At 36.0% G+C, this 25954-nt stretch carries 22 protein-coding genes and 3 pseudogenes; 14 read left to right on the top strand and 11 right to left on the bottom strand.

Going from position 1 to position 25954, the window contains the following annotated elements; all coding sequences use genetic code 11:
• Window positions 1-61: 61 nt before the first annotated feature.
• Both ribD and OPR52_RS04785 read right to left on the bottom strand, forming a co-directional pair.
• Window positions 62-1144, bottom strand: coding sequence for a bifunctional diaminohydroxyphosphoribosylaminopyrimidine deaminase/5-amino-6-(5-phosphoribosylamino)uracil reductase RibD (gene ribD / locus OPR52_RS04790; RefSeq protein ID WP_265037873.1), 1083 nt, complete (start codon window positions 1142-1144; stop codon window positions 62-64).
• The gene (locus OPR52_RS04785) at window positions 1144-2343 is read right to left on the bottom strand and encodes a deoxyguanosinetriphosphate triphosphohydrolase (protein WP_265037872.1); all 1200 of its coding nucleotides are present in this window, start codon (window positions 2341-2343) and stop codon (window positions 1144-1146) included. Before OPR52_RS04785 ends, ribD begins: the two co-directional genes overlap by 1 nt.
• Window positions 2344-2390: 47 nt before the next feature.
• On the opposite strand from OPR52_RS04785, the gene OPR52_RS04780 reads away from it, so the two are divergent.
• Window positions 2391-2858, top strand: coding sequence for a HesB/IscA family protein (locus tag OPR52_RS04780; protein ID WP_012673221.1), 468 nt, complete (start codon window positions 2391-2393; stop codon window positions 2856-2858).
• A gap of 39 nt (window positions 2859-2897) precedes the next feature.
• Complete coding sequence (locus OPR52_RS04775) at window positions 2898-3572, top strand: ABC transporter ATP-binding protein (RefSeq protein ID WP_265037870.1); 675 nt, start codon at window positions 2898-2900, stop codon at window positions 3570-3572.
• Between the two features lie 238 nt (window positions 3573-3810).
• Here OPR52_RS04775 and OPR52_RS04765 read toward each other — a convergent pair whose 3' ends face one another.
• Window positions 3811-4509, bottom strand: a complete 699-nt coding sequence (locus OPR52_RS04765) for an alpha/beta hydrolase (protein ID WP_265037868.1) — start codon at window positions 4507-4509, stop codon at window positions 3811-3813.
• A gap of 155 nt (window positions 4510-4664) precedes the next feature.
• Here OPR52_RS04765 and OPR52_RS04760 point away from each other — a divergent pair, with 155 nt between their 5' ends.
• Both OPR52_RS04760 and OPR52_RS07520 read left to right on the top strand, forming a co-directional pair.
• On the top strand, window positions 4665-5801 hold the full coding sequence (locus OPR52_RS04760; RefSeq protein ID WP_264722838.1) for a cysteine desulfurase family protein: 1137 nt from the start codon (window positions 4665-4667) through the stop codon (window positions 5799-5801).
• 866 nt (window positions 5802-6667) lie between these two features.
• A pseudogene (locus tag OPR52_RS07520) lies at window positions 6668-6904 on the top strand (WD_0702 family putative metalloprotease); the annotation flags it as partial.
• Window positions 6905-6928: 24 nt separating this feature from the next.
• Here the strand turns inward: OPR52_RS07520 and OPR52_RS04755 are convergent.
• The 7 genes and pseudogenes from OPR52_RS04755 to OPR52_RS04725 all read right to left on the bottom strand — a co-directional run bounded on the left by OPR52_RS04755 (window position 6929) and on the right by OPR52_RS04725 (window position 12520).
• A pseudogene (locus tag OPR52_RS04755) lies at window positions 6929-7761 on the bottom strand (IS5 family transposase).
• A gap of 90 nt (window positions 7762-7851) precedes the next feature.
• Window positions 7852-8711 (bottom strand): IS630 family transposase gene (locus tag OPR52_RS04750; protein ID WP_265037751.1). Its coding sequence is split into 2 segments (ribosomal slippage): window positions 7852-8387 and window positions 8387-8711, totalling 861 coding nucleotides; the frame shifts between segments, so codons are not numbered across the junction.
• A gap of 59 nt (window positions 8712-8770) precedes the next feature.
• On the bottom strand, window positions 8771-9106 hold the full coding sequence (locus OPR52_RS04745; RefSeq protein WP_265037866.1) for an ankyrin repeat domain-containing protein: 336 nt from the start codon (window positions 9104-9106) through the stop codon (window positions 8771-8773).
• A gap of 237 nt (window positions 9107-9343) precedes the next feature.
• Window positions 9344-9928 carry an ankyrin repeat domain-containing protein gene (locus OPR52_RS04740; protein WP_265037864.1) on the bottom strand — a complete coding sequence of 195 codons (585 nt, stop codon included), beginning with the start codon at window positions 9926-9928 and terminating at the stop codon, window positions 9344-9346.
• A gap of 17 nt (window positions 9929-9945) precedes the next feature.
• Entirely contained in the window at window positions 9946-10794 is an 849-nt protein-coding gene (locus OPR52_RS04735) for an ankyrin repeat domain-containing protein (protein WP_265037862.1), read from the bottom strand.
• Window positions 10795-10805: 11 nt separating this feature from the next.
• Window positions 10806-12107 (bottom strand): group II intron reverse transcriptase/maturase, encoded by a 1302-nt coding sequence (ltrA, locus tag OPR52_RS04730; protein WP_265037833.1) that lies wholly within the window; start codon window positions 12105-12107, stop codon window positions 10806-10808.
• Window positions 12092-12520, bottom strand: a complete 429-nt coding sequence (locus OPR52_RS04725) for a hypothetical protein (protein ID WP_264722787.1) — start codon at window positions 12518-12520, stop codon at window positions 12092-12094. Before OPR52_RS04725 ends, ltrA begins: the two co-directional genes overlap by 16 nt.
• Before the next feature lie 83 nt (window positions 12521-12603).
• Between OPR52_RS04725 and OPR52_RS07880 the strand changes: the two are divergent.
• Window positions 12604-12797: pseudogene (locus tag OPR52_RS07880) on the top strand (IS3 family transposase); the annotation flags it as partial.
• Window positions 12798-12970: 173 nt separating this feature from the next.
• Window positions 12971-14302, top strand: coding sequence for a DNA recombination protein RmuC (locus OPR52_RS04720; RefSeq protein ID WP_077188164.1), 1332 nt, complete (start codon window positions 12971-12973; stop codon window positions 14300-14302).
• Between the two features lie 41 nt (window positions 14303-14343).
• Here OPR52_RS04720 and OPR52_RS04715 read toward each other — a convergent pair whose 3' ends face one another.
• Window positions 14344-15669 (bottom strand): IS4 family transposase, encoded by a 1326-nt coding sequence (locus tag OPR52_RS04715; protein ID WP_265037763.1) that lies wholly within the window; start codon window positions 15667-15669, stop codon window positions 14344-14346.
• A 261-nt stretch (window positions 15670-15930) separates the two neighbouring features.
• Between OPR52_RS04715 and OPR52_RS04710 the strand changes: the two genes are divergently transcribed.
• The 8 genes from OPR52_RS04710 to uvrC all read left to right on the top strand — a co-directional run bounded on the left by OPR52_RS04710 (window position 15931) and on the right by uvrC (window position 25905).
• The gene (locus OPR52_RS04710) at window positions 15931-16143 is read left to right on the top strand and encodes a hypothetical protein (protein WP_265037861.1); all 213 of its coding nucleotides are present in this window, start codon (window positions 15931-15933) and stop codon (window positions 16141-16143) included.
• 5 nt (window positions 16144-16148) lie between these two features.
• On the top strand, window positions 16149-18197 hold the full coding sequence (gene nuoG / locus OPR52_RS04705) for an NADH-quinone oxidoreductase subunit NuoG (protein WP_213863144.1): 2049 nt from the start codon (window positions 16149-16151) through the stop codon (window positions 18195-18197).
• Entirely contained in the window at window positions 18181-19206 is a 1026-nt protein-coding gene (gene nuoH / locus OPR52_RS04700; RefSeq protein WP_265037859.1) for an NADH-quinone oxidoreductase subunit NuoH, read from the top strand. The genes nuoG and nuoH overlap by 17 nt, the downstream gene beginning before the upstream one ends.
• Entirely contained in the window at window positions 19199-20203 is a 1005-nt protein-coding gene (gene hemB / locus OPR52_RS04695; protein WP_265037857.1) for a porphobilinogen synthase, read from the top strand. Before nuoH ends, hemB begins: the two co-directional genes overlap by 8 nt.
• 137 nt (window positions 20204-20340) lie before the next feature.
• Complete coding sequence (locus tag OPR52_RS04690; RefSeq protein WP_265037855.1) at window positions 20341-21099, top strand: phosphatidylglycerophosphatase; 759 nt, start codon at window positions 20341-20343, stop codon at window positions 21097-21099.
• 44 nt (window positions 21100-21143) lie between these two features.
• A complete protein-coding gene (locus OPR52_RS04685) occupies window positions 21144-21983 on the top strand; it encodes a glycine--tRNA ligase subunit alpha (RefSeq protein WP_077188493.1) in 840 nt (279 codons plus the stop codon).
• 3 nt (window positions 21984-21986) lie between these two features.
• Window positions 21987-24104 (top strand): glycine--tRNA ligase subunit beta, encoded by a 2118-nt coding sequence (gene glyS / locus OPR52_RS04680; protein ID WP_077188494.1) that lies wholly within the window; start codon window positions 21987-21989, stop codon window positions 24102-24104.
• The gene (gene uvrC / locus OPR52_RS04675) at window positions 24088-25905 is read left to right on the top strand and encodes an excinuclease ABC subunit UvrC (protein WP_182318997.1); all 1818 of its coding nucleotides are present in this window, start codon (window positions 24088-24090) and stop codon (window positions 25903-25905) included. Before glyS ends, uvrC begins: the two co-directional genes overlap by 17 nt.
• The last annotated feature ends 49 nt before the right edge of the window (window positions 25906-25954 follow it).

Here is a 25954-nt window from a genome sequence, read left to right as displayed (position 1 = left end):
CTTTTTATTTTACCGCTCCGCTGAACGGATACCTTTTTTTTACTGTTTGAGTATGTAAGGATTATGACGACCTATCCCAAACCTCAACTATATCCTCACTAAACTCTATTATCTTTGTTTTTTTAAACTGATAACAGTTGTTAATGAATTGAATCCCTAAATCTCCTACAAAAGGAGTGGCATCATTGCCTAAAATTTTACCACTGCGGCATATTATCAACCTGTCGATTAAATTACACTTTAATAGTTCTGTGATTAACACTCCTCCACCTTCAACTAATAATCTTGTTATACCAATTTCTGAAACAAGTTTTAATGCCATGTCCTTTAGGCAAACCTTACCTGCGTTGCTTGAATTAACTACTAAGTAGTTAATGTTTTTTATTTTTTTCTCTACTTCTTTATTTGTGATGACCCAAGTTATTACTTTGTCTGCAGTCTTTGCAATGTTATGCTCTTCCTTTAATCTCCCTTGGCTATCTATAATTAGCCTTATTGGCGATCTACTTCCAAGTCCTGGTAATCTGCAAGTTAAGAGTGGATCATCATTAATAAGAGTATTGCTGCCAATCATAATTGCATCATATTTTGCTCTAAGCTCATGCACCCAATTTCTCGTATTTTCACTTGTTATCCATTTGCTATCGCCTGTAGATGTTGCGATTTTTCCGTCAAGAGTTGTTGCGACTTTGCAAGCTATAAATGGTCTATGTAATTCTTTAGTGGTGAAAAAACCGACATTCAGTTCTTTTGCCTCTTTTTGCATAATACCTTGCTCAACTTCAATTCCTGCTTCTTTCAGAGCTTTCATGCCTCTGCCTGAAACTCTACTATCTGGGTCAATAGTTGCAATTACTACTCTTTTTATGCTAGCTTTTATGATTTTTGCAGTGCAAGGCCCCGTGACTCCGTGATGACAACATGGCTCAAGAGTGATATATATAGTTGCGCCATGAGTTGAATCTTTAGCGTTTTGCAAAGCGACTACCTCCGCATGCGGACGCCCACCAATCCCTGTATATCCCTCACTAACAATTGTACCATCTTTTACAATAACACACCCGACAGCAGGATTTGGTGCAACATTTCCAAGATTTTTTTCTGCAAGCCTTAATGCAATTGACATGAAATGATCATCAGTCATTAGAAAGAAGTCATTTCGTATGAGGTATCAAAAATTCTTCTGTGCTCGTGTATAGCAAATCTATCTGTCATACCTGAGATATAGTCACATATTATTACTGAACGCTGAGATTCACAAGCGAGTTTGCTCCACTCTGTGGGAAGTAATCCTGGGTTTTCATAAAAACATTGAAAGAGTTCCTGTATTATGCGTTTTGCTTTGTTCATCGTTCTACTCAGTTTATAGCTTCTGTATATTTTCTCCATGTTGAATCTTTTCATTTCTTTTGTAGCATTCGCAACTTCTGGTGAAAATGTGACTAGCATTTTATTTAGACTTCTTACGTCTTCTACGCTTTTTATTTTGTGATCTTCAATATTTCTTTCAGTCTGAGAAACAACATCACTTATCATAGTTCCTATAGTTTCACTCAGTGATTCATGTATGAGTTTGCTCTGAGGCAATTCTGAATATCTGCTCCTTATGTCTTTAAACATTTTTTCAATTAAAGGAACATTCAGCAAATCTTCGATGGTTACTAAATTCGCCCTGAGTGCATCATCAAGATCGTGAACACTGTAAGCAATATCATCGGCAATTGAAGCAACTTGCGCTTCAATGCTTGAAAATTCTTCAAGTTTTAGATCATATTTTTTGTTGTATTCTAATAACAGCTGATTACTTGTAGAAGACTCCGCGTTTTGACCAAGCAAGGGACCGTTATGTTTTGCAACTCCTTCAATCACCTCCCAACTTAGATTCATACCATCAAAATCAGCATGTTTTTGTTCAAGATAAGTTAAAATCCTTATAGCTTGAACATTATGATCAAACTCATACTTCTCGTTATCAAGATTCAAATCTTGAACTGATTTCTTTAGAGCATCTTCACCTGCATGACCAAATGGAGGATGACCAAGATCATGTGCGAGCGCTATGCATTCAGTGATATCCTCATTTAAGCCAAGTCTACGCGCAATGGACCTTGCAATTTGTGCAACTTCAAGGCTATGAGTAAGCCGAGTGCGATAGTAGTCGTGCTCATAATTGATAAAAACTTGTGTTTTGTACTCCAATTTTCTAAACGCATTAGAGTGAATGATACGGTCCCTATCACGCTGAAAGCAGCTGCGATTCTCATCTTCTGGCTCTTTGAAGTATCTCCCTTTTGTTTTGCTTGGAAAACATGCATAATTTAATAGAAAATTATTGTTTGACATGTAAAATTTCTACTATAATAAGTTATCAATAATAAACGGTGGTTACTATGTCAACAAATTACAACATCAACTTAACTGATAATGCACTAAAAAAAATCCACTCTCTTGCAGAGCAGGAAGGGGATAAGAGTTCCATTTTACGGGTTGCAGTTTCAGGTGGTGGATGTTCTGGCTTCAAATACAATTTTCTTATGGATCAAATGAATAAAAATCTATCTTTGGATGATGAAGACGATGATTACGATGATGAGTTTGATGACGAAGACGAAGATGATGACTATGACTATGAAGAAAGTGAGGACTATAGAAGCCACTCCAGTTTTAGCGAAAAAGGTAAAGATATAGTAATTAATGATGAAAATGGAAACCCTGTATTAATGGTTGATAATTGTTCAGCAAAATTTTTAAATAACTCAGTTATAGATTATACTGAGGATCTCAGTGGTTCTGGTTTTCAAATAAAGAATGCCTTTGCTAAGTCTCAATGTGGTTGTGGTAACAGTTTTTCGGTTTAATTATTACTAAAACTTAGATGCCTTCTGGATCTTTTAAACATGGGTGGTAATGTAGCACTAGAAATAACTTCTGTAGATAAAAGCTTCAAGGACAATTCTGCTGTTGTAAAGGATATCAACTTAAGTGTTACAAGAGGGCAAGTAGTAGCGCTGATTGGCAATTCAGGTGCAGGGAAAACAACTATATTGCAAATCGCAGGCTTATTGGATAAGCCAACTTCAGGTATAGTTACGATAGATGGAATAAATTGCACACAAGCCAGTAATAAGCATAAAACTCATGTAAGAAGAAATTTTCTTAGTTTTGTTTATCAATTTCACTATTTGTTACAAGAGTTATCGGTGTTGGAAAATATTATGCTTCCTCAACTCATTGCAGGAAAAAGCAAAGCTGAAGCAAAAAAAAATTCGCAAGCAATGTTGGAAAAATTTGGTCTGGAAAACAAAGCAAGTAGCATGGTATCTGAAGTTTCGGGTGGGGAAAGGCAGAGAGTTGCAATTGCAAGAAGCATTGTAAATTCTCCAAAGCTTTTACTTGCAGATGAGCCAACAGGAAACTTAGATCCAACAAATTCTTTTAACGTGTTTTTACTGCTACATTCATACGTAAAGGAAAATAACAGCTCTATGCTTATAGTAACACACAATCATCTCCTTGCAGAAAAGGCAGACTGCATTTTCCAATTGAGAGATCGATCATTAGTGAAGTTGTGAATAGGAAAAATAGCACAATTTCTATGCCTTATACTTATCTAACCAATGATCATTAACAGAGTACAACTCGCATGAAATGCTTTCATTGCTTTTTATACACGGACTTTTTAACTTACGCTGTTTACTTAGGGAACACCCCGATAACATAAACACAGCTAAAACAAAAAATAATAGCTTTTTAAACATAACAAAACCTTTTCATTTATATTACTACACTCATTTCTCTTGTTTGTAAAGATTAGGCATATTCTTTTACCCTTACCTCTTTTTTGACCTTTTGAGAAGAAATAGTTGCACTATTCAAGCGCAGTTTTATATAATTGTCCACGATTTGAGTCACTTCCTCTTCTTTATCCTTTAGAAAGTGATTAGTATCATCTATTATATGGTATTTCATGTGATCACTTCTTACTGAATTTATCAACCTTTTTGCTAATTCTGTTACATCGCTTTCTTCTGAGATTGTATCATTACTGCTTTGTATTATAAGCCCAGAAACTGGACAGGGAGAAAGAAAAGAAAAATCGTACTTAGTTACCGGAAGAGAAAGAGCAATAAAACCCACTATCTCAGGGCGGCGCATTGTTAGCTGCATAGCCACCCATGTTCCAAAAGAAAAACCAGCGATCCAAATTGGAACATTGCTAGGATTATGTTCCTGAAGCCAATCAATGGCTACCGCAGCGTCAGTTAATTCTCCTATACCCTTATCAAAAGTTCCGGTAGATTTTCCCACACCACGAAAGTTAATCTTCAATGCAGAAAAATTGTTATCGATAAAAGACGTATATGTACTATGTACAATTTTACTATCCATATTACCACCATATTGAGGATGATGATGTAAAACCAGCACAACCGGCGCGTTGGCATCTTTGCTTTGGTGGTATTCACCTTCTATCTTTCTTGTTGCATTATTTAAAAAAACTTCAACCATGGTAACTCCTAATAAGAACCCGCTTGACAGGTATTGATGACGTGAGTTATTAATTATGTATTAATTTCGCTGTTTTTGCAATAAATTTTTTATCGTGTTAAAGCTAACGTACATAGTTATGGCTATAGTTGATGGTAAACTTATTTAAGTGACAGATGAGTCCATTCTCTTTAGAAAATAGTGGTTGCGTATATGCTGATTACAATGCAACTGCTCCAATTAGTGAAAATGTAAAAAAAAGTATATTTGAGGTCTTGTCAAAACAAACGCTCAATCCATCATCACTACATAAGAGAGGACAAGAAGCGAGGAAGATTCTTCAGGATGCAAGAGATAACGTACGTGGTGCTATTGGCGTTTCAAGTGATAAAGAAATAGTTTTTACGTCTGGTGCAACTGAAGCGAATAACCTTGTTATGAGAGGAATAGCAGGCTACCTGCATATAATTTCAGCTATAGAGCATCCTTCAATTCTTAATTCTGCATGTAATCCATATATAATACCTGTTAATCAGGAGGGCATTGTTGACTTTTTAGAGCTAGAAAAAATTCTAAGCGAACTTAAAGGAAACAAAGCAATAGTTTCAGTTATGATGGCAAATAACGAAACCGGAGTTATTCAACCTATTGAGGAAATAGCTAAAATAGTACACAAGTTTGGAGCAATTTGCCACACTGACACTGCTCAAAGTGTTGGGAAAATTAAAGTTAATATGGAAGATTTAGGAGTGGATTTACTCACTTTATCCGCCCATAAATTTGGCGGTGTAGCAGGCAGTGGAGTTTTAATATTCAATAAAGAACTTGCGATAGAACCTATTATAATAGGTGGTGGACAAGAGAAGGGATTTCGTGGTGGTACGGAAAATATTGTTGCGATTGCAGGCCTTTCTGCTGCACTGCAAAATATTCCAGACCTTCTATCAAAAATGGATGAAGTAAAGGAGCTACGTGATCAATTAGAGTGTGAATTATTAAATCTTGCCAGTGACATAAGAATCTTCGGTAAAAACTCTAAGAGGCTGCCAAACACAAGTTTTATTTATATGCCAGGAGTAAAGAGTGATGTGCAGCTTATGCATTTTGACTTGAATCATATTGCAGTTAGTAATGGCTCCGCATGTTCTTCTGGAAAAGTTGAGCCTTCCCATGTTTTGCTTGCAATGGGGGCAACAAAAGAGCAAGCAGAGTGTTCAATTAGAATCAGTATAGGTCCAGAAACTAAACCACAAGACATAAAAAAAATAGTGGATTGTTGGTATAATATCTACAAGCAGAACTCCTTGGTATAGATAATACGTGATATCATGCAGGGAGCTATAAATTAGATGTAAAAAATTCCTTTACAAGTTTCGCCAGCCCCCTTATCATAACAGTGAAGCTATTTATTTATCTTCGCAATCTGTGCAGGTTAATGACAAAAACTTAGGGTATTTGGCGTCTCATGTTTAATTTTTCGCACTACGTGCATCGCATGTCTTTAAAAATTTTAGGTTTTTACCTATATAAGCCGAAACGCGCTTACAAAGCGTTTAAGACAGCAAAAAACGTCAAATTGACAAGGGAGAATTTGAATGCTAGCTACTACGGGGTTTCTTTGCCTTTTTTCCTGCTTAGTAAATTTCTTAAACACTTGCGGTGTAGGTTAGTTGCAAGTTAAAAGCAGCTAAATCGCTCTTAATCAAGCGTTTTAGAATAAAAAAAACGCCGATATTTTAGTACATAGTAAATAGCCAACCACCACGGGGCTTCTTTTGCCTTTTTTTATTTAGTAAATTTCTTAAATATTTATGGCTAAAGCAATTTAAGAGACCGAAAATGGTGTCATTTCAGTGCCCCTGTAATGTCATCCCAGTGCCCTGACTACTTGGATCCAGGAATTTTATTAAGTTGGTGAGCATAAAAATAGCTGTTTTACGTTAAAATACAATATTTTGATGATTATGGAAAGGCTGGATTCCAGTGCCAAGCACTGGAATGACATCCTCCCTTATGGAAATTGCTCTCAAATCACAATGTTCGTACAGCTATGGAATGAATCGCGGTATGACGGTTATCAGTAAACATGAATTACTTTAGCTATGCAATCAGGCTTCCTAAAAACACTTTGTAGCCAATCAATTCTTGAGTATAAAAAGAATTCCTTTAATAATAAGGTATGCTAATCAGGAATTTAATAAAACAAGCAACTCAAGTAGGAAGCAGTGAAAATGCAATACGGTATGTCGAATATCTCTATCAATTTGAGAAGTTTAGAAACACATTAAACCTCACTTTATCACTAATAAAGCAAAACAGGCTCTCATTTGAAATATACCAAGAGGGATTAGTGGATATGGAAGAGGGAGTGTGTAAGACAATCAGGTCTTCCAGTGTAAATAGATATGTTATTGTAGAGGTTGTCCGGAAACAAGTAAATTCAAGCATATTCCCTCTTTAACATAACCCTACTCATAGCTAGGTATATGAAATTCTCAGTGGATGTTGTGAGTAAATCATACTCCTTCGATAGCCTTCTATTCCTATTAACCCAAGCAAAAGTCCTTTCTACAACCCATCTTCTTGGCTGTACTTTAAACCCTTGTTCTCTTGTTGGTAGTAGCTCAGGTGGCGTATCTTTGTGCACCCAAAATCTACATGGAGGCCTTTTAACAATTTCAATATCTATGTCATATTCTTCCTTTATGTGATTCTTTAAATTTCTTCCTTGGTATCCCATGTCAGCCCACATTTTTTTAACTTTAGTATATTTTGTTCTCATATTGTTTAATGCTATTTTAATACCATCTCTATCATTTTCGTTAGCAGCGCCTACGTAACAACCTAGTATAAAACCCTGAGTGTCTGTAATTATATGCCTTTTTCTACCCTTTACTTTTTTACTTCCATCATAGCCTTTGATCCCCCCTTTTCTGTAGTCTTTACAGATTGACTATCTACTATACAGGCACTCGGCTGCTCATTCCTTCCTATTTTTCTTCTACTATATTTTGTAATTTCATAATTCATTTTCTCAAAAATTCCCTGCTTCTTCCATTGCCTGAACTGCTCATACACAGTCTTCCATAGCGGAAAATCATTTGGTAAATACCGCCATTGACACCCTGTACGCAATACATAGAAAATTGCTTCTAATATTTCTCTTTTGCTATACTTTGGCGGCCTTCCTCCTTTCTTGTATGATACTCTGAAGTGTTTTTCTATTCTTGCCCATTCCCTTTCGCTTAGATCTGTTGGATACTTTTTTCTCATCTTTACCCCGTACTAAAATTTCAGATATTATAGCCTTTTACTTGTTTCCGGACAACCTCATATAGCATTTCTCATAATAGTCCGAACAGGTCATAGGAAGGCAGAATCAACAGCACGACGAAAGGATTCGAATAGAGGAATGTTTTTCCTGGCTCTGTTTTTTATAGCAAACCAATGATGCTCAATTTTGTTGAAATCTGGAGAATAAGGCGGCAGATACAAAATTTCTGCACCAACCCCTTTAGCAAGCTCGATAATCTTATCAGACTTATGAAAAGTAGCATTGTCAAGAATGACAGTCTGTCCAGGTTCCAAGATCGGTGTCAAAAATTGCTCAAACCATCCATTAAAAACATCCATATTACAGTGGCCTTCAAAGGTTAACGGAACAACTATCTTTCTTCCACTTAAGGCTGCAACCATACTGATTCGTTGAGTTTTCTTTCCAGATTTTAAGGCATAAAACCGCTGTCCTTTCTGGCAATATCCGTAGGGGTAGTCTTCGGTGTTATCAATGCCAGACTCATCTATATACACTAAGTTTTTAGGTTCTTTTGTCGCTATAATTTTCAAAAATTCAGCACGTTTTTCTTCGTTTCTTTCCTTGTATCCATATGTCTTTTTTTGCGCGTAAATTCAATTTTTTTAAGGGCTCGATAGATCGTTTGGATACTAACGTTGTTCCAAAGTTTAGCCATTTCCGATAGAGTCTTTCCTCCGTGTTCTCTGGCAAATTTGGCAAAGGTATCCCAGTCGGTAATTTTGTGATTGTAACCCCCATTTCCAAGTTTTTTTGATTGAAAGTCTCCTGTTTCTTTTCTTCTTTGCTGCCACTCCCATAAAGTAGTTCGTCCAATCTTAAATCTTGCTGCCACTGTTTCTCTGCTTTCTCCTTCGTCTAGCGCTTCCATTGCTTTTTTTCTTAAATCATAACTATATGCTGCTGGCATTCAACCTCCTTATCATCATCTACCCTTATCCTATCACATCCGGACTTTTATGGAAAGAGCTATACCATGCAGGCAAGGTGTAACGCAGCAAATTTGCTACTTCGTTCCACTGCGTTTACATCGGCTCCTGCCTTTATCAGCTCTTTTGTATTTTCTACACGTTGTCCCATGACTGCTAAGTGCAGTGGTCTATATTTCCCGGCATCTGCTGCATCTACATCTGCTCCCTTTTTGATTAATAACCTCACTTTTTTTGGATCTGGCATTCCTACTGCGTAATGTAATATCGTCCTTCCTTTTGTGTCTTTTTTATTAATATTTTCTATTGAGTTATCTAATACCTCTTTCCACGCCTTATTAAACTCTTCTCTTTCTTTTTTACTAAATTTTACCATAACTTTCCTCAGCTATTAATGCAATATAAAGTGCCTCCAATTTGGCTCACTTTAGCGCTTAGCAAATCTTGTTTATTTACTAGCTACTTTTTCACTTAGGGCTATCTTGGCATAAAAAGCAAGTTTTTTTTTGCTAAATTTACACATTTTTTCGAATATTAATATAATATATTAAGATGTATGTCTATCTATTTAACCTGTTAAACAATACCTCCTTTTCTAAGTGACTTCATTTTTTCAGTCTCGTTTCTCCATTACCTCCTCTATTGCCTTGTTTGCTTCTCCATACATCACTTCTACATCTCTCATATTCACTCCCTTCTTTTCTAGATAACTTGTCACTTTCGGGTAAATTTTTGCATAGTTTAGTGGGCTACATCCAAATTTATCTACTGTATCAAGATCTCCTCCTGCATTTATCAGCTCTTCTATTGTTCCTATTCTTCTTGCTAAACAGGCTAAGTGTAGTGGTACTGCTTTATTGTTTGATTTTGCATTTACTGTAGCTCCTCCTTCTATCAGCACTTTCACATTTTTTCTTCTTCCTAAAAACGCTGCTAGGTGCAACGGTGTCTCGCCTCTATTGTTTCTATCGTTTGTACCTGCACCTTTTTCTATTAATAACTTTATTACTTCTGGCTCTGACACCTGTGCTGCTCGGTGCAATATTGCGCAACCTGCTGCGTCTTTTTCATTTATTTGTTGAAACCTGTTTTCTGATAATGCTTTCAATAACCTATCAAAAACATTCCTTGCTTCTTTCCTTGACATAACATACCTCACTTTCCCTTTGAAATTTTCGCAACCAAACTCTTTGCTCATCTTTTTGAGCTCCCTCCTCACCACATCTTGCTTAAGTCTGCCTCCACCACCTCATCTATCATTTCGTTCACTTGGCTCATTATTTTGCTTGCTAAATTTTTACATTCTTCCTTTATTAGTGACTTATCTTTCTTCCTTATTTCTCCTATCTCTATTATTTTTAACTCAGGCAAATAACTCCTATTCAACATGTCTGCTATTTCTCCCACTAGCCTCTCTATTCCATAGCACGTCAGTTCTCTACTTTTTGTTATTCCGCCTTGCTTTCCCAGAAATTTCCTCGCCTTTTCATTCTCTCCATTATCCCATAGGCCATACCTTTCACTTTCCCAGATATAGTACATTGGTGTTGCACCATATTTATCCAGTTGATTAACTGCAGCTCCTGCTTTTACTAGCTCTTTTATTATTGCAATTCCTGCCCCTAGCCTACATGCAGAGTGCAGTGGCGTACATCCGTTGATATATTGAGTAGCATTTACTTCTCCTCCTTCCCTTATCAGCTCTTTTACGTTCTCTAGACGTTTCGCCGATGCTGCCCAGTGCAATGGTGTAGAACCCCTGTTATCTGTTGCATTGACATCCGCTCCCTTCCTGACTAGAAAACTTACTTTTTTTCTTGTCGACATTCTTGCTGCCTTGTGCAGTATTGTTTCTCCTTTTTCGTCTTTTTCGTTAATATTCTTAAACGAGTTCTCTAATAATTCATAAAATGACTTATTAAAAGCTTTTCTCTTTTCCTTGCTAAACCTGTTCGGTAGAAGCTGTAGCTTTACTCCTCTCGTTTGAGTTTTATTACTACAACTCCCCCTAAAGAACCGTGCTTGCAGATTTCCCGCACACGGCTCATCAATATTAGTTTTCACAGTCGTCCCTCTTATGCATATAAAGAAAAATGTATTTTTGGCTTTGGTAATGGATTTACTTCTACGTAGTGTACAAACTGTTCCCAGGTCATACTCTTTTTCTGACTACGCCGATTTATCCATTTAAATGCTAGCTTTCTTACTGATGTGTAAAATTGTTTCAAACACCAATAATTTCCGCTAATACCAAAGTAGTTATAGTGTCCTGTTAATTTAGCCTTCAGTACTTGCCACCAATCTTTAAGTCGAATACTTCCGCGGACTATTTTCAACCACTCCTTGATTTCTTTTAGTTTTCTGGCTAGATTTAACTTAGAGGTTTTATGTCCCATCATTAATCTACCACGACGACTTTTTGCACCATAGTGCGTAAACCCCAGAAAATTGAAACTTTCCGTCCTTCGTTTCTCTCTTATCGCTCGTTGCCACTCCCTCTTGCCAAACTTTACTACTCTGGTCTTGTTTTCAGATACTTCCAACCCAAATTTATTTAGCCTTTGTTTCAGTAATTCCAGAAATTCTTCCGCGTCTACCTTACTTTCGCAACAAACCACAAAATCATCGCAAAACCTTATTTGTTGTATATATCCTCTGGATCTTGATTTAAATTTCTTTTCTATCCATAAATCCAACACATAATGTAAGTATATATTTGCTAATACAGGACTTACTATACCGCCTTGTGGTGTACCTTGTTTTGTTGCTTCATAATTTCCAGCTTCGACTATCCCTGCCTTGAGAAACCGCTTTACTAACCACAGCAAATTTGGGTCAGTTATTCGTTCCCTTAGACACCTCATTAGCCATTTATGCTGTATATTATCGTAGAACTTCTTGATATCCACTTCTACAATGTAGTTTATTGGCTTGTACTTAACTGCTTTATCTAGTGCATTTACCGCTTGATGACAGTTTCTTCCAGGTCGAAATCCATATGAGCTGTCCAGAAAGTTTGCCTCGTAAATATTTTCTAATATCTTCTTCAGCATAATCTGTACTAATTTATCCTCGGTCGATGGTATTCCGAGTCCGCGTTTCTCTTTACTTCCAGCTTTCGGTATATATACCCTCTTTACTGGTTGTGGTTGATATTGCTTCCTCTTCATACTTTCTACTAGCACTTCGAGTTTCTCATTCAGATTTTCTCCGTATGATTCCACTGTTATCTGGTCTACTCCACAAGCCTTGTTACGCTTCAGTTCTTTATAACATCTCGCAAGATTCTCTGTATTTATCAGATGGACTAACGATGTGAATTTTAGTCGCTTATCTTGCTTTGCTCTTACTGCTATCTGGTTTAGTTTATATCGCATGTTATTCCTACCTCCGTTGTATTGGCATAGCAATCCCTATTCCAGTTACTATATTGCTGATCGCTTCCCCTTGTACGTGGCTTTCCCACATTCTGAGTACTATCAATCAGTCCGACTTCCCCTGCATCTTCCGCTAGTTCTTGCCTTTGTTGACTTGTTCCAACGTACCTTAATAGGAATGCATGGGATCTCCCAAGTTCACTTGAAGTCCATTTCAATACATGGCACGGTCTCAGATCCCGATAGAGTGAGTGATAACTTGCCTTTACGTTATCCTTCATGCTGTCTTCCATGGCCATGAACATGTCGACCTCTATGTCTTCAGGTATTTCGGGACTCCACTCCTTCACTTCCGTTGTGCCCTGCATTGTCCATCCCACTAGCTCTATTACACTCGTTACCTCATGCAACATAGTGGTCTGTTCCAAACTTTTGGCTAGACTTTGTTTGTGTTGGATTTTCACCAACTGTTCTCCAAGCACTTCTTGGCGCACCACAGTATACCTCTCAAAATTACCAATTTCTATTGAATACAAAAAACATCATTTCCAGCATGAGCCATAAGGGCTGTTGTTACGATAACTCTGTTGCAGAAAAGTTCACTTAAAAGGGAGCTGCTTATTGATACTTCTCGCTCAACAAACCAGAACTGCCATATTTGAATACATAGAAATCTTTTATAACAAATAACGTAGACATTCTACTATTAACTATTGCATTCCTGCACAATTTATTCTCATGATAAAAACGTCTTAACTTTCTCTCTGCTTTTTCTGGGTAAGGTCACCTCTTTAGGTGCTCCTTTTTTCTTTCTTATACACACAAAAATCATATAGAATTGTAAATACAGCTTTTTTATTCTGATGCTTTTCAATTCTATAGCTCTGGTTGTCTCTCTATTACTATTTTTCTACATTATCGTAAAAAAACTGAGCGAAAAGAAAGCAAACCTTGAGGGTAATTTATGTAAATTAGAGCAAGAACTTCAAGAAACAAAGCAAACTTTGCTTACGAAGAATGAAGAAATAGTTGATTTAAGGGTCAAAAGAGCAGAACTTGAAGTAACTCTGCAAAAAGAACGTGAGGAAAAGAAAAAGGAAATAGAATTACTAACAAAAGCAGAGGAGAGATTAACAAACACTTTTAAAGCGCTCTCTCTTGATGCTTTGCAAACAAATAACAATAATTTTCTGAACTTAGCAAAGGAAGTAATCGATAGTAAATTAAAAGAAACGGAAAGCGATTTCAAAAAAAGACAAGCAACGATCAACGAAGTTGTAACTCCAATAAAAGAAAAATTAGAAAAATTCGATAATGAAATACGTGAGCTAGAAAAGGAGAGGGTAGGGGCCTATGAAGGTTTAAAGGAGCAAATTGGAGCGCTGATGAACCAAACTTCCAACCTTGCTAATGCCCTGAGGAAACCTCACATTAGGGGCAAATGGGGTGAAATGCAACTCAAAAGAGTGGTAGAAATGGCAGGAATGATTGAGTATTGCGATTTTTTTACTCAGCCGTCAGTGATTGATAAAAACGAGGATAATTTATTGCGTCCTGATTTAATAATCAAAATGCCATCTGGAAAGCAAATAATAATAGATGCTAAAGTGCCGCTTGATTCTTACATGGATGCTATATCACAAAATGATTTGCAAATACAAAAGGAGAAATTAAAGAACCATTCCCTGGCAATAAAAAAACACATAAATGACTTGGGTAAAAAAGAGTATTGGAATCAATTTGAAAATACGCCAGAACTTGTGGTGCTTTTCTTAACAGGGGAGGGAGTTTTTAGCGCAGCACTGGAATATGAGCCTGCTTTGATAGAGATTGGAGTGGAAAAAAAAGTGATCATTGCAACACCGATCACTCTAATTGCGTTGCTGAGAGCAATAGCGTATGGATGGAAGCAAGAGATGATAGCTGAAAACGCAAAGAAAATCAGTGAACTAGGTCATATTTTATATGAGCGCATTTGCACAATGGGTGAAAACTTTGATAATTTGCGCAGGAGCTTAAAAAGTGCTGTTGATCATTATAATAAAACTGCTGGCTCTCTTGAAGCAAGGGTGTTTCCTGCTGCTCGAGAATTCAATAAGCTTGGTATACATGCAAAAAATAAAAGTTTAAGTGCTGCAAAGGAATTAGAGTCTTTACCACGCAGTTTACATACTGAGGAGCTGAAAGTAGATTAGGCATCTTAACAGGGAATGTTCAAAAAAGCATACGCGTCAAGTTAAGAGATTGTGAGCAAATTTAGAGAGGTTAAAGTGGATACTCTAGCCCTTCTACGTTTGTCTTTTAATGAAAATCGCGACCAAGTTATAGTGAGTTTTTTAAGAAATGCTTTTAAACTATTAATTTTGGTTAATACTAAAAATAACTCTCTAACCCGCCTTTTTAGCTCAATAAATGCCTTTGTTAAGCTAAGTTCTGTATTCTTTTTCACTTCTGTGCAAACAACTATGCCGTGAAATATAAGAATTGCGCACAATTTAGCATATAGTTCACATAATACTCTGCATGGCTTTCCTTTTAGCTTATCAAGTCTGATATGGCTTTTATACAATTTAAATAATAACTCAATTTGCCACCTTACTCTGTAAATCGTTAATACTTGCTCAGCACTAATTTTATTTTCTGGAACATTAGTTATAAATATTGACCAGTTCAACAATTTTTGATTTCTTTTAGAGGATGTATATCCCTGCGATCTTGCTAATCTATTAGCTTTCCTTCTTCTGGCTATAGACTGTTCTTCAGTTAGTTTCTGACATATAATTCTTACTCTAATTTTTGCTTCTTTTCCTAACAATACCTCGTTTTCTAAAAATAACTTATCCTCTAAACATTCTAATAACTCCATTTTTTGATTTGTTTCTACATCATATACGTTGGTATCGGATTTATAACGACTTATGAAATAAGCTCCTATTTCATTGATTTGTTTAAAAGAACTTGGCACAAAATAACCGAGATCAGATATTAGCAAATCATTGCTTGATATATTACTTAAATGTTTCCTATATCCCTGGTCTGATCTTATTCCCTCCGTTAAATTAAGTTGGTCTATTATCTGATTCATGTAATCGAAAACTAATTGTAACTTTATTCCAGACTTAGTATTGCTTTCATAGCCACTGTAGCTAGTACCATAACCTTTATACATCTCTTCCATACTGTTAGGTAGAGTAATATAGCTACTGTCCAATAATTTAACACTATTAAATTGCTGTAAGATTTTGCAATCAACTTGCAAGATATTTTTAAAGAGAACCACAGATTCATTATACATCCTTTTCATAAATTCCACTGCTTCTTCAGTAAATCTAAAATCCAAACCTTGTTTTGTTATATCTATCGAGTCCTCGTTTAGTAATTGACACATTGTTTCTACGCTACAATTATCAACTCCTATATTACCCAAGACCATGGCTTTTACGAATGATGAACCTTTTAGCTTTCTCTTTCTTTTTATAAACCTTGTTGTAATTGAGATTTTCTCTGCTTTTTCATTAAAAAATTCTTTGAGCTTTTTTGATAAGCAAGTTATTTTATTCATTGGTTCTCTCACTAAAAGTATATCTGGGAGAACTTATACCTTATTATTCTATCTCTTTCATACCTTTATTTCCTTAACTTGACGCGTATGGTTCGTACAGCTGTGCGTCATGCGCTGGAATGGCATCAAGGGGTAACTTTTTATTTAAACAATGATTGTAAAATGATTATAATAAGAGATCTATTGAAATTTTAAAGTTATTAAATATTGACGCTGTATACTTAAGTGTTAAAATAGAATGAAAAGTTTTTAGGAGTTTATATGTCAGCAGGTGGGAAAGCAAAGACAGCTAGTAAAAATAACCCTACTCAGCGTAAGAAAGCTGAGCAAAAAATGTATAAAGATAAACCGGTAAAACCTGTTAGATATATAGATCGTGATTCGCGCATGAATTATATGTCTGCTCAATATGACAACGGCAATCTGGTTGAAGATGAGGTAAGCGGCAATCCTATAAAGTGGGAAGCTGTATAATAGTTGTGGTTAAAGTTACTATTAATTCTAAGGAATGTGAAGTAGAGCATGGGCTCACTATAATTCAAGCTTGTGAAGTCGTGGGCGTTGAAATTCCACGTTTTTGTTATCATGAGCGTTTAGCAATTGCTGGTAATTGCAGAATGTGTTTGGTTGAAGTGGAGGGTGGACCTCCAAAACCAGTAGCCTCTTGTGCAATGCCAGTTGCAGAAGGGATGGTTATTCACACTGATACCCCTAAGGTTAAAAAAGCACGTGAAGGTGTGCTTGAGTTTTTGCTAATTAACCACCCGCTTGATTGCCCAATTTGCGATCAAGGTGGTGAATGCGATTTGCAAGATATCACGATGGCTTATGGGAAAGGAACCAGCAGACTTGATGAGCATAAGAGGGCTGTGCCAAAAAAACACTTCGGACCACTGATTGAGACTGCGATGAATCGATGCATTCATTGCACTCGGTGTGTTAGATTTTTGTCTGATGTTGCAGGTACAAATGAACTTGGAGGAATCGGAAGGGGAGAAAATGTAGAGATTAGCACTTACATAAAAAGGCATATTAGTTCTGAATTATCTGGAAATATCATAGATCTCTGCCCGGTAGGGGCTTTAACTTCAAAGCCTTACTCCTTTACAGCGCGTCCATGGGAGCTATCACATTGTGAGACTATAGATGTGCTAGATGCTGTGGGCAGCGCAATTAGAGTTGATTATCGTGGCCCGGAGGTTATGAGGATATTACCAAGGCTGAGCGAAGAGGTAAATGAAGAATGGATATCAGATAAAACCCGCTTTGCCTATGATGGACTAAAAGTTCAGCGTCTTGATCGACCTTATATAAAAAAAGATGGTAAATTAGCCCCAGTTGATTGGAATGAAGCATTAACTGTTGCTGCAAAGAAATTAAAGAATACAAAATCAAATAAAATAGCTGCAATTGCAGGTGATTTAGCAGATTGTGAGTCTATGCTTCTACTCAAAGAAGTGATGCAGAAGCTCGGCTCGGGGAATATAGACTGTAGGCAAGATGGTGCAAAGCTTATACCAAGTAATCGTGGATCGTATGTGTTCAATACCACTATTGAAGGTATAGAAAATGCAGATTTATGTCTGCTTATAAATACAAATCCAAGGATAGAAGCACCGATTATTAACGTAAGATTGAGAAAGAGATATTTACAGGGCAACTTTCCTGTTGCAAGTGTTGGTCCTAACATTGAATATTTGTATCATGTTGAGAAATTGGGCGATAATCCTGATATTTTGAGTGAAATAGCAAATGGAAATCATAAGTTCTGTGAGCTGCTGAGTGCTGCTCAGAGCCCTATGCTGATTATCGGTCAAGATGCATTAGTAAGAGACGATTCTGAATCAGTTCTAGTTCTAGCTGGCAAAATTGCAGAAAAATTTAACATGGTCAGAGATGACTGGAATGGCTTTAATATGCTGCATAAAGCTGCAGCAAGAGTTGGTGGGCTAGATACTGGGTTTGTTCCTAAAAAAGGCGAAAGGGATATTAATCAAATATTGGAACATGCAGAAAGTGGTGAAATAGAAGTGGTTTATCTTCTTGGTGCAGATGAAATTGATACATCAAAATTAGAAAATACATTTGTAATTTATCAAGGTCATCACGGTGATAAGGGTGCACATGTGGCAGATGTTATCTTGCCTGGTGCTGCATATACAGAAAAATATGCAACTTATGTAAACACTGAAGGTCGAGTGCAAAGAACAAATTTAGCTGTATTTCCTCCAGGTGAAGCAAAGGAGGATTGGTTAATTATTAAAAATCTCTCGCAATATTTGGATCTTTCCTTACCATATGATAGTTTATTTGACGTGAGAAAAAAATTAGATACTATCGGTCCACAGTTTAGAAATGCTGATCAAGTGGTAAAAAACACATGGGTACCAATCAGCAGCGGTGAAATAAGCTTAAGTAATACACCTTTTACTTTAAAGGAGTGTAATTTTTATATGACGGATTCAATAAGTCGCGCTTCAAAAATAATGGCAGATTGTACTAAAGCTTTTTATGAACACGCTAGTTAATATTTTATTTATTTTAGTACCGCTACTACTTTCAGTTGCATATTTGACATACTTTGAGCGTAAGGTCCTTGCTGCAATTCAACTGAGGCAAGGCCCAAATGTAGTTGGATCTTTTGGGCTATTGCAGCCATTTGCAGATGCTATTAAGCTCCTGATTAAGGAGCCGATAATACCATTTAGAGCGAGCACCATACTGTTCATTATGGCTCCAATGCTTACCTTTATCTTGGCATTAATTGCCTGGGCAGTTATACCGTTTGGTGCTGAAGTAATTGTAGAAAATGGCCAGCAAGTAGTTATTCCTAAGGTTATAGCAAATATTAATGTTGGAGTGCTTTATGTGCTAGCTATATCGTCGCTGGGAGTATACGGCGTGATTATTGCAGGCTGGTCAAGCAATTCTAATTATGCATTTCTTGGCGCTATACGGTCGGCTGCTCAGATGATTTCGTATGAAGTTTCAATAGGCTTAATAGTTGCTACAGTCGTTATTACCACTGGAACATTAAATCTTGGAGAGATGGTGGTAGCGAAACACAATATGCCATTTTGGGTTGATTTACTACTAATGCCTATAGGAATAATATTTTTTATTTCTTTGCTTGCAGAAACTAATCGTCACCCATTTGATTTACCAGAAGCTGAAGCAGAGCTTGTCTCTGGATATAACGTTGAATATTCATCCATGCCTTTTGCCCTCTTTTTTCTTGGAGAATATGCAAATATGATTTTAGCAAGTGCTATGATGACAATATTCTTTCTGGGGGGATGGTATCCTCCGTTAGAACTTGGTTTGCTTTATAAAATTCCAGGTTTAATTTGGTTCGTTTTGAAGGTAATTATACTTTTATTCGTATTTATTTGGATTAGAGCAACAATACCTCGTTATCGATATGATCAGCTAATGCGCCTTGGTTGGAAAGTATTTTTACCAATATCAGTGTTTTGGGTGATACTCATTTCAGGGGTGTTGCTCTTTACTGGGAATTTGCCTGGATCCAATGTTTAATTTCCCAAATACAAGATTAAGACGCAGGCGCTCGAGCAAATGGGTTCGCAATTTAACAAGTGAAAATAGTTTATCAGTAAATGATCTGGTTCTTCCTCTGTTTGTTCATGACAGAGAAGAAACAACTGAACCAATTTCTGGCTTACCAGGCGTAAAGTGTTATTCAATAGATGGATTAGTGTCTATAGTTAAGGAAGCTAAAGATTTAGGGATTAATGCTGTTGCAATTTTTCCTGTAGTTGATAGTAAACTAAAATCTGAAAACGCTGAGGAAGCATATAATTCTGACAACTTAATCTGCAGAGCAATTTGTGCTGTAAAATTAAAGGTACCTGAAATTGGTATTATTGCAGACGTTGCATTGGATCCATACACTATTCACGGCCATGACGGCATTTTAAAAGATAATCAGATGGATGTAGAAAACGATGAAACTATATCAGTGCTGTGTAAGCAAGCGTTTGCTTTAGCGAAAGCAGGATGTGATATAGTTGCTCCTTCTGATATGATGGATGGTAGAATAGGAAGAATCAGAAAATCATTAGATGATAACAACTTTCAAGACGTATTAATATTATCTTATGCAGTGAAATACTGCTCTAGCTTCTATGCTCCATTCAGGCAAGTCGTTGGTTCATGTGGGCTATCACATTCTATAGACAAAAGTGGTTATCAAATGGATTATAAAAATGCGCGCGAAGCAATGTGCGAAATTGAAATGGATATAAATGAAGGTGCAGATTTTATTATGGTTAAACCGGGTATGCCATATTTGGATATTATCAAAACAGCAAGTGATAAGTTTAATTTTCCGATTTTTGCTTACCAAGTAAGCGGTGAGTACGCAATGATAAAAGCTGCTGCAAATAATAGCTGGCTGGATTATGACAAGGTGATTTATGAATCTTTGATTGGTTTCAAACGTGCGGGTGCAAGTGCAATATTCACTTACGCTGCACTTGATATTGCAAAAAATTTAAGTGCACAAGCCCTATAAAATTACTAAATTTTTGGCGCATGTTCTTCTACTGTTGCTGCATATTACCTAAAATTTTCCAATACATGTTTTAAGTTATTGATAAGTCCGTTACAATACAGTATTATAAATAATATAAACCAAGTGTTACTTAGGGCATGGGGATTTTTTTTGAATTTTTGGGGAAGATGCTAGGCAAGGTTTTTCCTGCTAAAACAGTAAGCTCTTTTTTGGGAATAGGATATTTACCAGGTTGGCAGAACTATTGGTCTTCTTTTTTAATATTATTTATTGTCGATGTTATATTGATTTTTACATATGGAGGCGAATATTTACTATATAAAATGCCAAATTCAGGAGTAGTTGTAGCTGCTGTTTTTACAAAATTGGCAATAGTTATGTTAGTAATGCAATTAATTGGAATATTTATTTTTCATGCTCAGGACCCTTCAGCAAACAGTGGTGAAGACATAGTAATACAAATAGCGTCAGGGCAAGTATTGACTGTAGCACTTTCAATGCCAGCAATAATGTCAATTTATTATGCTGTAAGTAAACTCTATGGGAGTATATGTAAGCAGATGTTTCAATGCCCATTTTGGTTTAATGATTTTATGCACTTTTTCTTTTTTCTTATGATACCTTACGTATTTTTTAATGTCGTAGAAGTGATAAAACCATGGCCAATAAGTTCAATACAGCTCAGCTATAATAATGCAATGTCAATTACATTTGAGGGGATTTTTCACACATTTTATGCGGTGATTTTACTGTATTTAACAGCATTTATATTCTGCGATTTAACTATGCGTGATGCAATTGTCCTAAATAAAAGCATAATTCAGTATGTGAGGGAAAGTTCAGCAGTTTTAGGTGATTATTTACATAGTGCTGCAAAAAAAATAAATATTGAATAGTACTTATTTATTTATATATTTAGTATAAAAAGTGTACAATTTGTGTGAACTTACAAAGTATAATAAAAGAGTTACAAGATTTTTGGGCTGGTGAAGGGTGCGTTATACTTCACCCATACACATCTGAAGTTGGTGCTGGTACATTACATCCCGCAACAATTATGTCTGCAATTGATACAAAACCGACAAAAATTGCATATCTACAACCAGTAATTAGGCCATCAGATGGGCGCTATAGTGATAATCCTAATCGCTTGTATCAACATCACCAATATCAAGTTATAATAAAGCCATCTGGTAATAATTTACAAGACGTCTATTTAGATAGCTTAAAAGCTCTTGGCATATCTACAGAAAAATATGATATTAAGTTTGTTGAAGATGATTGGGAAAACCCAAGTGTTGGTGCATCAGGACTTGGATGGGAAGTTACATGCAATGGAATGGAAGTAACACAGCTTACTTATATACAGCAAGTTGGAGGGATTGACTGCAAGATGATTCCTGGTGAGGTGGCATATGGGTTGGAACGTTTAGCAATGTGCATACAAGGTGTAGATAATGTTTACGATATAATTTGGAACGATAACGGTGTAACTTACGGAGATATTTTTAAACAAAGAGAATATGAATTTTCTTATCTAGCGTTAGATTATTATGATACTAAAGTGGTACAGCAGCAATTCGAAGATACGGAAAAATTGTGTAAGTTCCTTATTGAAAAGGAGCTACCAATGGCAGCTTATGACCAATGTATTAAAACTAGTCACCTACTTAATCTGCTTGATGCAAGAGGTGTGCTTGGTGTGAATGAACGTACAGCTTATATTGGTAAAGTTAGAGAGCTAACAAAAAAATGTTGTGAATTGTACATGAGTAAATAGCGTATGTCGTTGCAGTTGTTATTTGAGTGCCTTTCAGAAGAAATACCCCCGAGAATGCAGAATTCAGCTACAGTTCAAGTTAAGAGCTGTATTGCCAATGTTTTTAACAAAAATAATGTAAAATTTACATCAATGGAGGTTTTTATAACGGCACGTCGCATTACCCTATTTGTCGACAACATAAATGCTTTGGAGCTAAAGGATTCCAATAACGAAGTTAAGGGACCAAACATTAACGCACCAAAAAGTGCTATCGAAGGTTTTTTAAGAAAATATCAGAAAAATGAAGAAGATTTGCTCGTTCGAAAAGTAAATAATGAGGATTTTTACTTCATTAAAAGAGAAAGCTGCTCATTTAACATTCAAGAGTTTCTTAAAAATCAACTAGGAGAAATATTAAAAAATTTCTCTTGGCCAAAAAGTATGAGATGGGGCAAAGGAAAAGAAAGGTGGGTTAGGCCAATTAAAAACATTTTATGCATTTTAAATGATGAAATAATACCTGTATCTTTTGCAGGGATTACAGCATCTAACACAACATATGGCCATCGATTTCTCTCAAGTGGTACGGCGCTTACTGTTAAAACACCTAAAGACTATTTTGAATTGCTAGAAAAAAACAGTGTAATTCTCCAAATGGACAAAAGAAAGCAATTTATACTAGATCAGATTAATAAATTCACAAAAGAGCAGAATTTACAACTTGAGAAAAATGATTATTTACTAAATGAATTGACAGGGCTTATAGAGTGGCCAATCGTACTGTTTGGTGAAGTGAATCAAGAAAAGTCATTTGGATTACCGAAGGAAGTAATACTTAGTATAGTTAATACACAACAAAAATACCTTGCTTTAAGTAATGGAAAGAGAATTTCACACTTTGTCACTGTTGTCAACGTCAACAATGGTGAAGTTGTTAAAGGACACGAAAGAATATTAGAAGCACGTCTTGCTGATGCCCAATTTTTAATATCTCAAGATAAAAAGGAAAATCTAGATTATTATGTCAAAAGATTAGGTTCAATATTATTTCATGCTTCACTTGGCAGCGTGGGGGAAAAGGTGAAGCGTATTACGGCTTTGTCAAAGTATATAGCTATATTTATTCCACATGCTTCGCTGATAAAAGTTGAACGTGCTGCATATTTGGCAAAAGCTGATTTGGCAACATCGATAGTAAGAGAGTTTCCAGAATTACAAGGAGTAATGGGTGGATATTATGCTTCTTATTTTCAAGAAGATAGAGAAATAGTGGAAGCTATAACTGAGCATTATAAGCCAATCGGGCCAGAGCAGGAGTGTCCTAAATCTCCTTCTGCAATTGCTGTGTCAATTGCAGACAAAGTGGATAGCTTAGTTGGTTTAATTGCAGCAGGTGAGAAAATCTCTGGTTCGTATGATCAATTTGGTTTGCGGAGAATGACAATTGGTATAATTAGGACAATACTTGAAAATAATTTGCATGTTCCAATTAGGCTAATGATAGACAAGTCAGTATCTTTATATTCAAGGCTTCTATTTAATAAAAATACAGCGTCGGTTGATAAGCCGAATAGAAAACAAATTTCAGAACTAGTATTTAGATTTTGCTTAGAAAGATTCAAGGTTATTTTAAAAAATAGAGATATAAGGCAAGATGTTGTAGATTCAATACTATATAAAATCGATATTAATGATCTGCTGACAGCAGAAAAGCAAACTGTTATATTGGATCGTTATCTTAGTACTCCAGAAGGTGAACAAATTCTAAGCACTTACAAAAGAGTCAGTAACATGATGAGCAAAGCAAGGAAAAGTGATGGCACTACTTATAGTGCATCTTACGGTAAGAGGTTTTTGATTGAAAGTGAAGAAATTGCGCTATCAAATTGTGCTATAACTGCTTGTAAAAACATAAAACAAGCGATAAAAAATAACCACTTTAATGTAGCACTTGATGAACTTGCTGGTTTTGCTCCGTTTATCAATCAGTTTATGGACAGTATAAAGATTAACTGTGATTCTGATAAGCTGAGAAGAAACAGATTATCTTTGCTTGAAAATGTAGTTTCCATCTTTCATTTAGTAGCAGATTTTAACCTCATACAGGTTAAGCAATGGATAAATGCTCAGGCAATATAAAGAACAAATCAAATCATCTCCACAGTCCTGTGGCGTGTATAAGATGGTCGGAGATAAGAATAAAGTTTTATATGTTGGAAAAGCAAAAAACTTAAAGTCGAGATTATCCGACTACCTTCAATTCGAAAACCTTTCTGAACGAATTAGAGTTATGCTCTTACAGGTTATTAAGGTTGAAATATTCATCACTGAGAATGAAATCGAAGCACTGCTTCTTGAAGCACAGCTAATAAAATCATTGAAACCACTTTATAATATTGTGCTCAAGGATGGAAAATTTTATCCTTATATAACAATTTCCAAGCACGATTATCCAAGAATAGCAAAATATAGAGGCAAATTTAAGAAAAATGAGTTTCATTATTATGGTCCCTTTACATCTGCCGCTGCTGTTAAGCAAACTATATTGTCATTGCAAAAAGCTTTTCTCCTAAGAGTATGTTCAGATCAATACTTTTCCTCAACAAAAAGACCATGTATTGAATATCAAATTAAGCGCTGCTCAGCACCATGCATAAACAAAATCACAAAAGACGACTACTGCCAATCAGTAAAACAGGCACGAAATACATTGCTTGGAAGAAATAAGGAAGTGAAAGAACAGTTACTTTTCACAATGAGAAAGTGCAGCAGTGAAGAAAACTATGAGCTTGCTGCTATATATAGAGATCGGGTAAAGTTTCTTGAGCAAATTCAAATACAGCACACGGATTTTTCTTTTGAAAAAGATGCAGATTTCTTCAGTATTGTACGTGAAGAGGATCTAGCATGTATTAGTGTGTTATCGTTCAGAAATAAAGACAACTACGGCAGCACTCCTTACTTTGCCGAGAACTGTGGTGATCACTCAAATGATGAAATTTTATCCACCTTTTTGGTCAATTTTTATAATTCAGCTAACATACCTCCAATACAAATTTACGTTCCAGATTCTATTGTGGATAAGGAAATTATAGAACAAGCACTATATAAGGTTGCTCAAAAGCCAGTAAAAGTTCTGCATGCAAAGAATAAAAAAGAGCGTGATTTATTGAAATTTGTTTATGATAACTCTCAGCATAGCTTAGAGCAGAAGCTTATCGATTATAGAAATAACCTAGAAAAGCTTGAAGAGCTTAGCAAAATCTTCTTGTTACCAAACATTCCAAAGCGTATTGAGGTTTATGACAATAGCCATATATTTGGAAACCAACAAATTGGTGTAATGGTTGTTGCAGGGCAGGAGGGTTTTTTAAAAAGTGAGTACAGAAAATTTACTATAAAGGAAAAATTTTCAGGCGATGACTATAAAATGATGAGGGAAGTGCTAACCAGACGTTTCTCCGGCAATATAAAAGGCATAATACCTGATTTTTTACTGATTGATGGTGGACCAGGACATGTTTCCATAGTACAGAATGTACTGGAAGTATTGAATATAAACGTTCCTTTTGCTTGTATGGCAAAAGGTCCTGATCGTAACGCAGGAAATGAAAGATTTTATATGCTGGGCAGGGAAGAATTCAGTCTGGCAAATGACAGCAAAGTCATGCTTTACTTACAATCGCTGCGTAATGAAGCCCACCGTTTTGCGATAACTTCACATAGAAAAAAACGCGATAAACAGTTTATAGTTTCACAATTAAGCAAAATACCCGGCATTGGCAACAAAAGAAAAAAAGCGTTGATGTCTTATTTTGGTTCAGTGAAAAATATAAGCAAAGCTTCTCTGGCTGAAATTCAAAACGTACCTGGAATTAGTAAAGGTTTAGCAGAAGTCATTCTTAAATACGTGAATTATAAGAGAGGAGTACTGGAATGACACAAAACCCGTTTTATTATTAGGGAATTTATATCTTAAACCCGCAAAA

It is taken from the genome of Wolbachia endosymbiont (group A) of Hylaeus communis, assembly GCF_947251915.1.
GTDB classification, from domain to species: Bacteria; Pseudomonadota; Alphaproteobacteria; order Rickettsiales; family Anaplasmataceae; genus Wolbachia; species Wolbachia pipientis.
The sequence above is the reverse complement of the archived record's forward strand: the minus strand, read 5'-3'. Positions and strand labels throughout refer to the sequence as shown.

Coding starts and splice junctions, on each gene's coding strand:
- OPR52_RS04725 (WP_264722787.1), bottom strand. CDS start 12,520: ATGTTGCATGAGGTAACGAGTGTAATAGAGCTAGTGGGATGGACAATG.
- OPR52_RS04760 (WP_264722838.1), top strand. CDS start 4,665: ATGAGTCCATTCTCTTTAGAAAATAGTGGTTGCGTATATGCTGATTAC.
- OPR52_RS04740 (WP_265037864.1), bottom strand. CDS start 9,928: ATGAGCAAAGAGTTTGGTTGCGAAAATTTCAAAGGGAAAGTGAGGTAT.
- OPR52_RS04785 (WP_265037872.1), bottom strand. CDS start 2,343: ATGTCAAACAATAATTTTCTATTAAATTATGCATGTTTTCCAAGCAAA.
- ltrA (WP_265037833.1), bottom strand. CDS start 12,107: ATGCGATATAAACTAAACCAGATAGCAGTAAGAGCAAAGCAAGATAAG.
- uvrC (WP_182318997.1), top strand. CDS start 24,088: ATGCTCAGGCAATATAAAGAACAAATCAAATCATCTCCACAGTCCTGT.
- ribD (WP_265037873.1), bottom strand. CDS start 1,144: ATGACTGATGATCATTTCATGTCAATTGCATTAAGGCTTGCAGAAAAA.
- OPR52_RS04745 (WP_265037866.1), bottom strand. CDS start 9,106: ATGGTAAAATTTAGTAAAAAAGAAAGAGAAGAGTTTAATAAGGCGTGG.
- OPR52_RS04715 (WP_265037763.1), bottom strand. CDS start 15,669: ATGAATAAAATAACTTGCTTATCAAAAAAGCTCAAAGAATTTTTTAAT.
- OPR52_RS04775 (WP_265037870.1), top strand. CDS start 2,898: ATGGGTGGTAATGTAGCACTAGAAATAACTTCTGTAGATAAAAGCTTC.
- glyS (WP_077188494.1), top strand. CDS start 21,987: ATGTCGTTGCAGTTGTTATTTGAGTGCCTTTCAGAAGAAATACCCCCG.
- OPR52_RS04720 (WP_077188164.1), top strand. CDS start 12,971: ATGCTTTTCAATTCTATAGCTCTGGTTGTCTCTCTATTACTATTTTTC.
- OPR52_RS04690 (WP_265037855.1), top strand. CDS start 20,341: ATGGGGATTTTTTTTGAATTTTTGGGGAAGATGCTAGGCAAGGTTTTT.
- OPR52_RS04780 (WP_012673221.1), top strand. CDS start 2,391: ATGTCAACAAATTACAACATCAACTTAACTGATAATGCACTAAAAAAA.
- nuoH (WP_265037859.1), top strand. CDS start 18,181: ATGAACACGCTAGTTAATATTTTATTTATTTTAGTACCGCTACTACTT.
- hemB (WP_265037857.1), top strand. CDS start 19,199: ATGTTTAATTTCCCAAATACAAGATTAAGACGCAGGCGCTCGAGCAAA.
- OPR52_RS04710 (WP_265037861.1), top strand. CDS start 15,931: ATGTCAGCAGGTGGGAAAGCAAAGACAGCTAGTAAAAATAACCCTACT.
- OPR52_RS04765 (WP_265037868.1), bottom strand. CDS start 4,509: ATGGTTGAAGTTTTTTTAAATAATGCAACAAGAAAGATAGAAGGTGAA.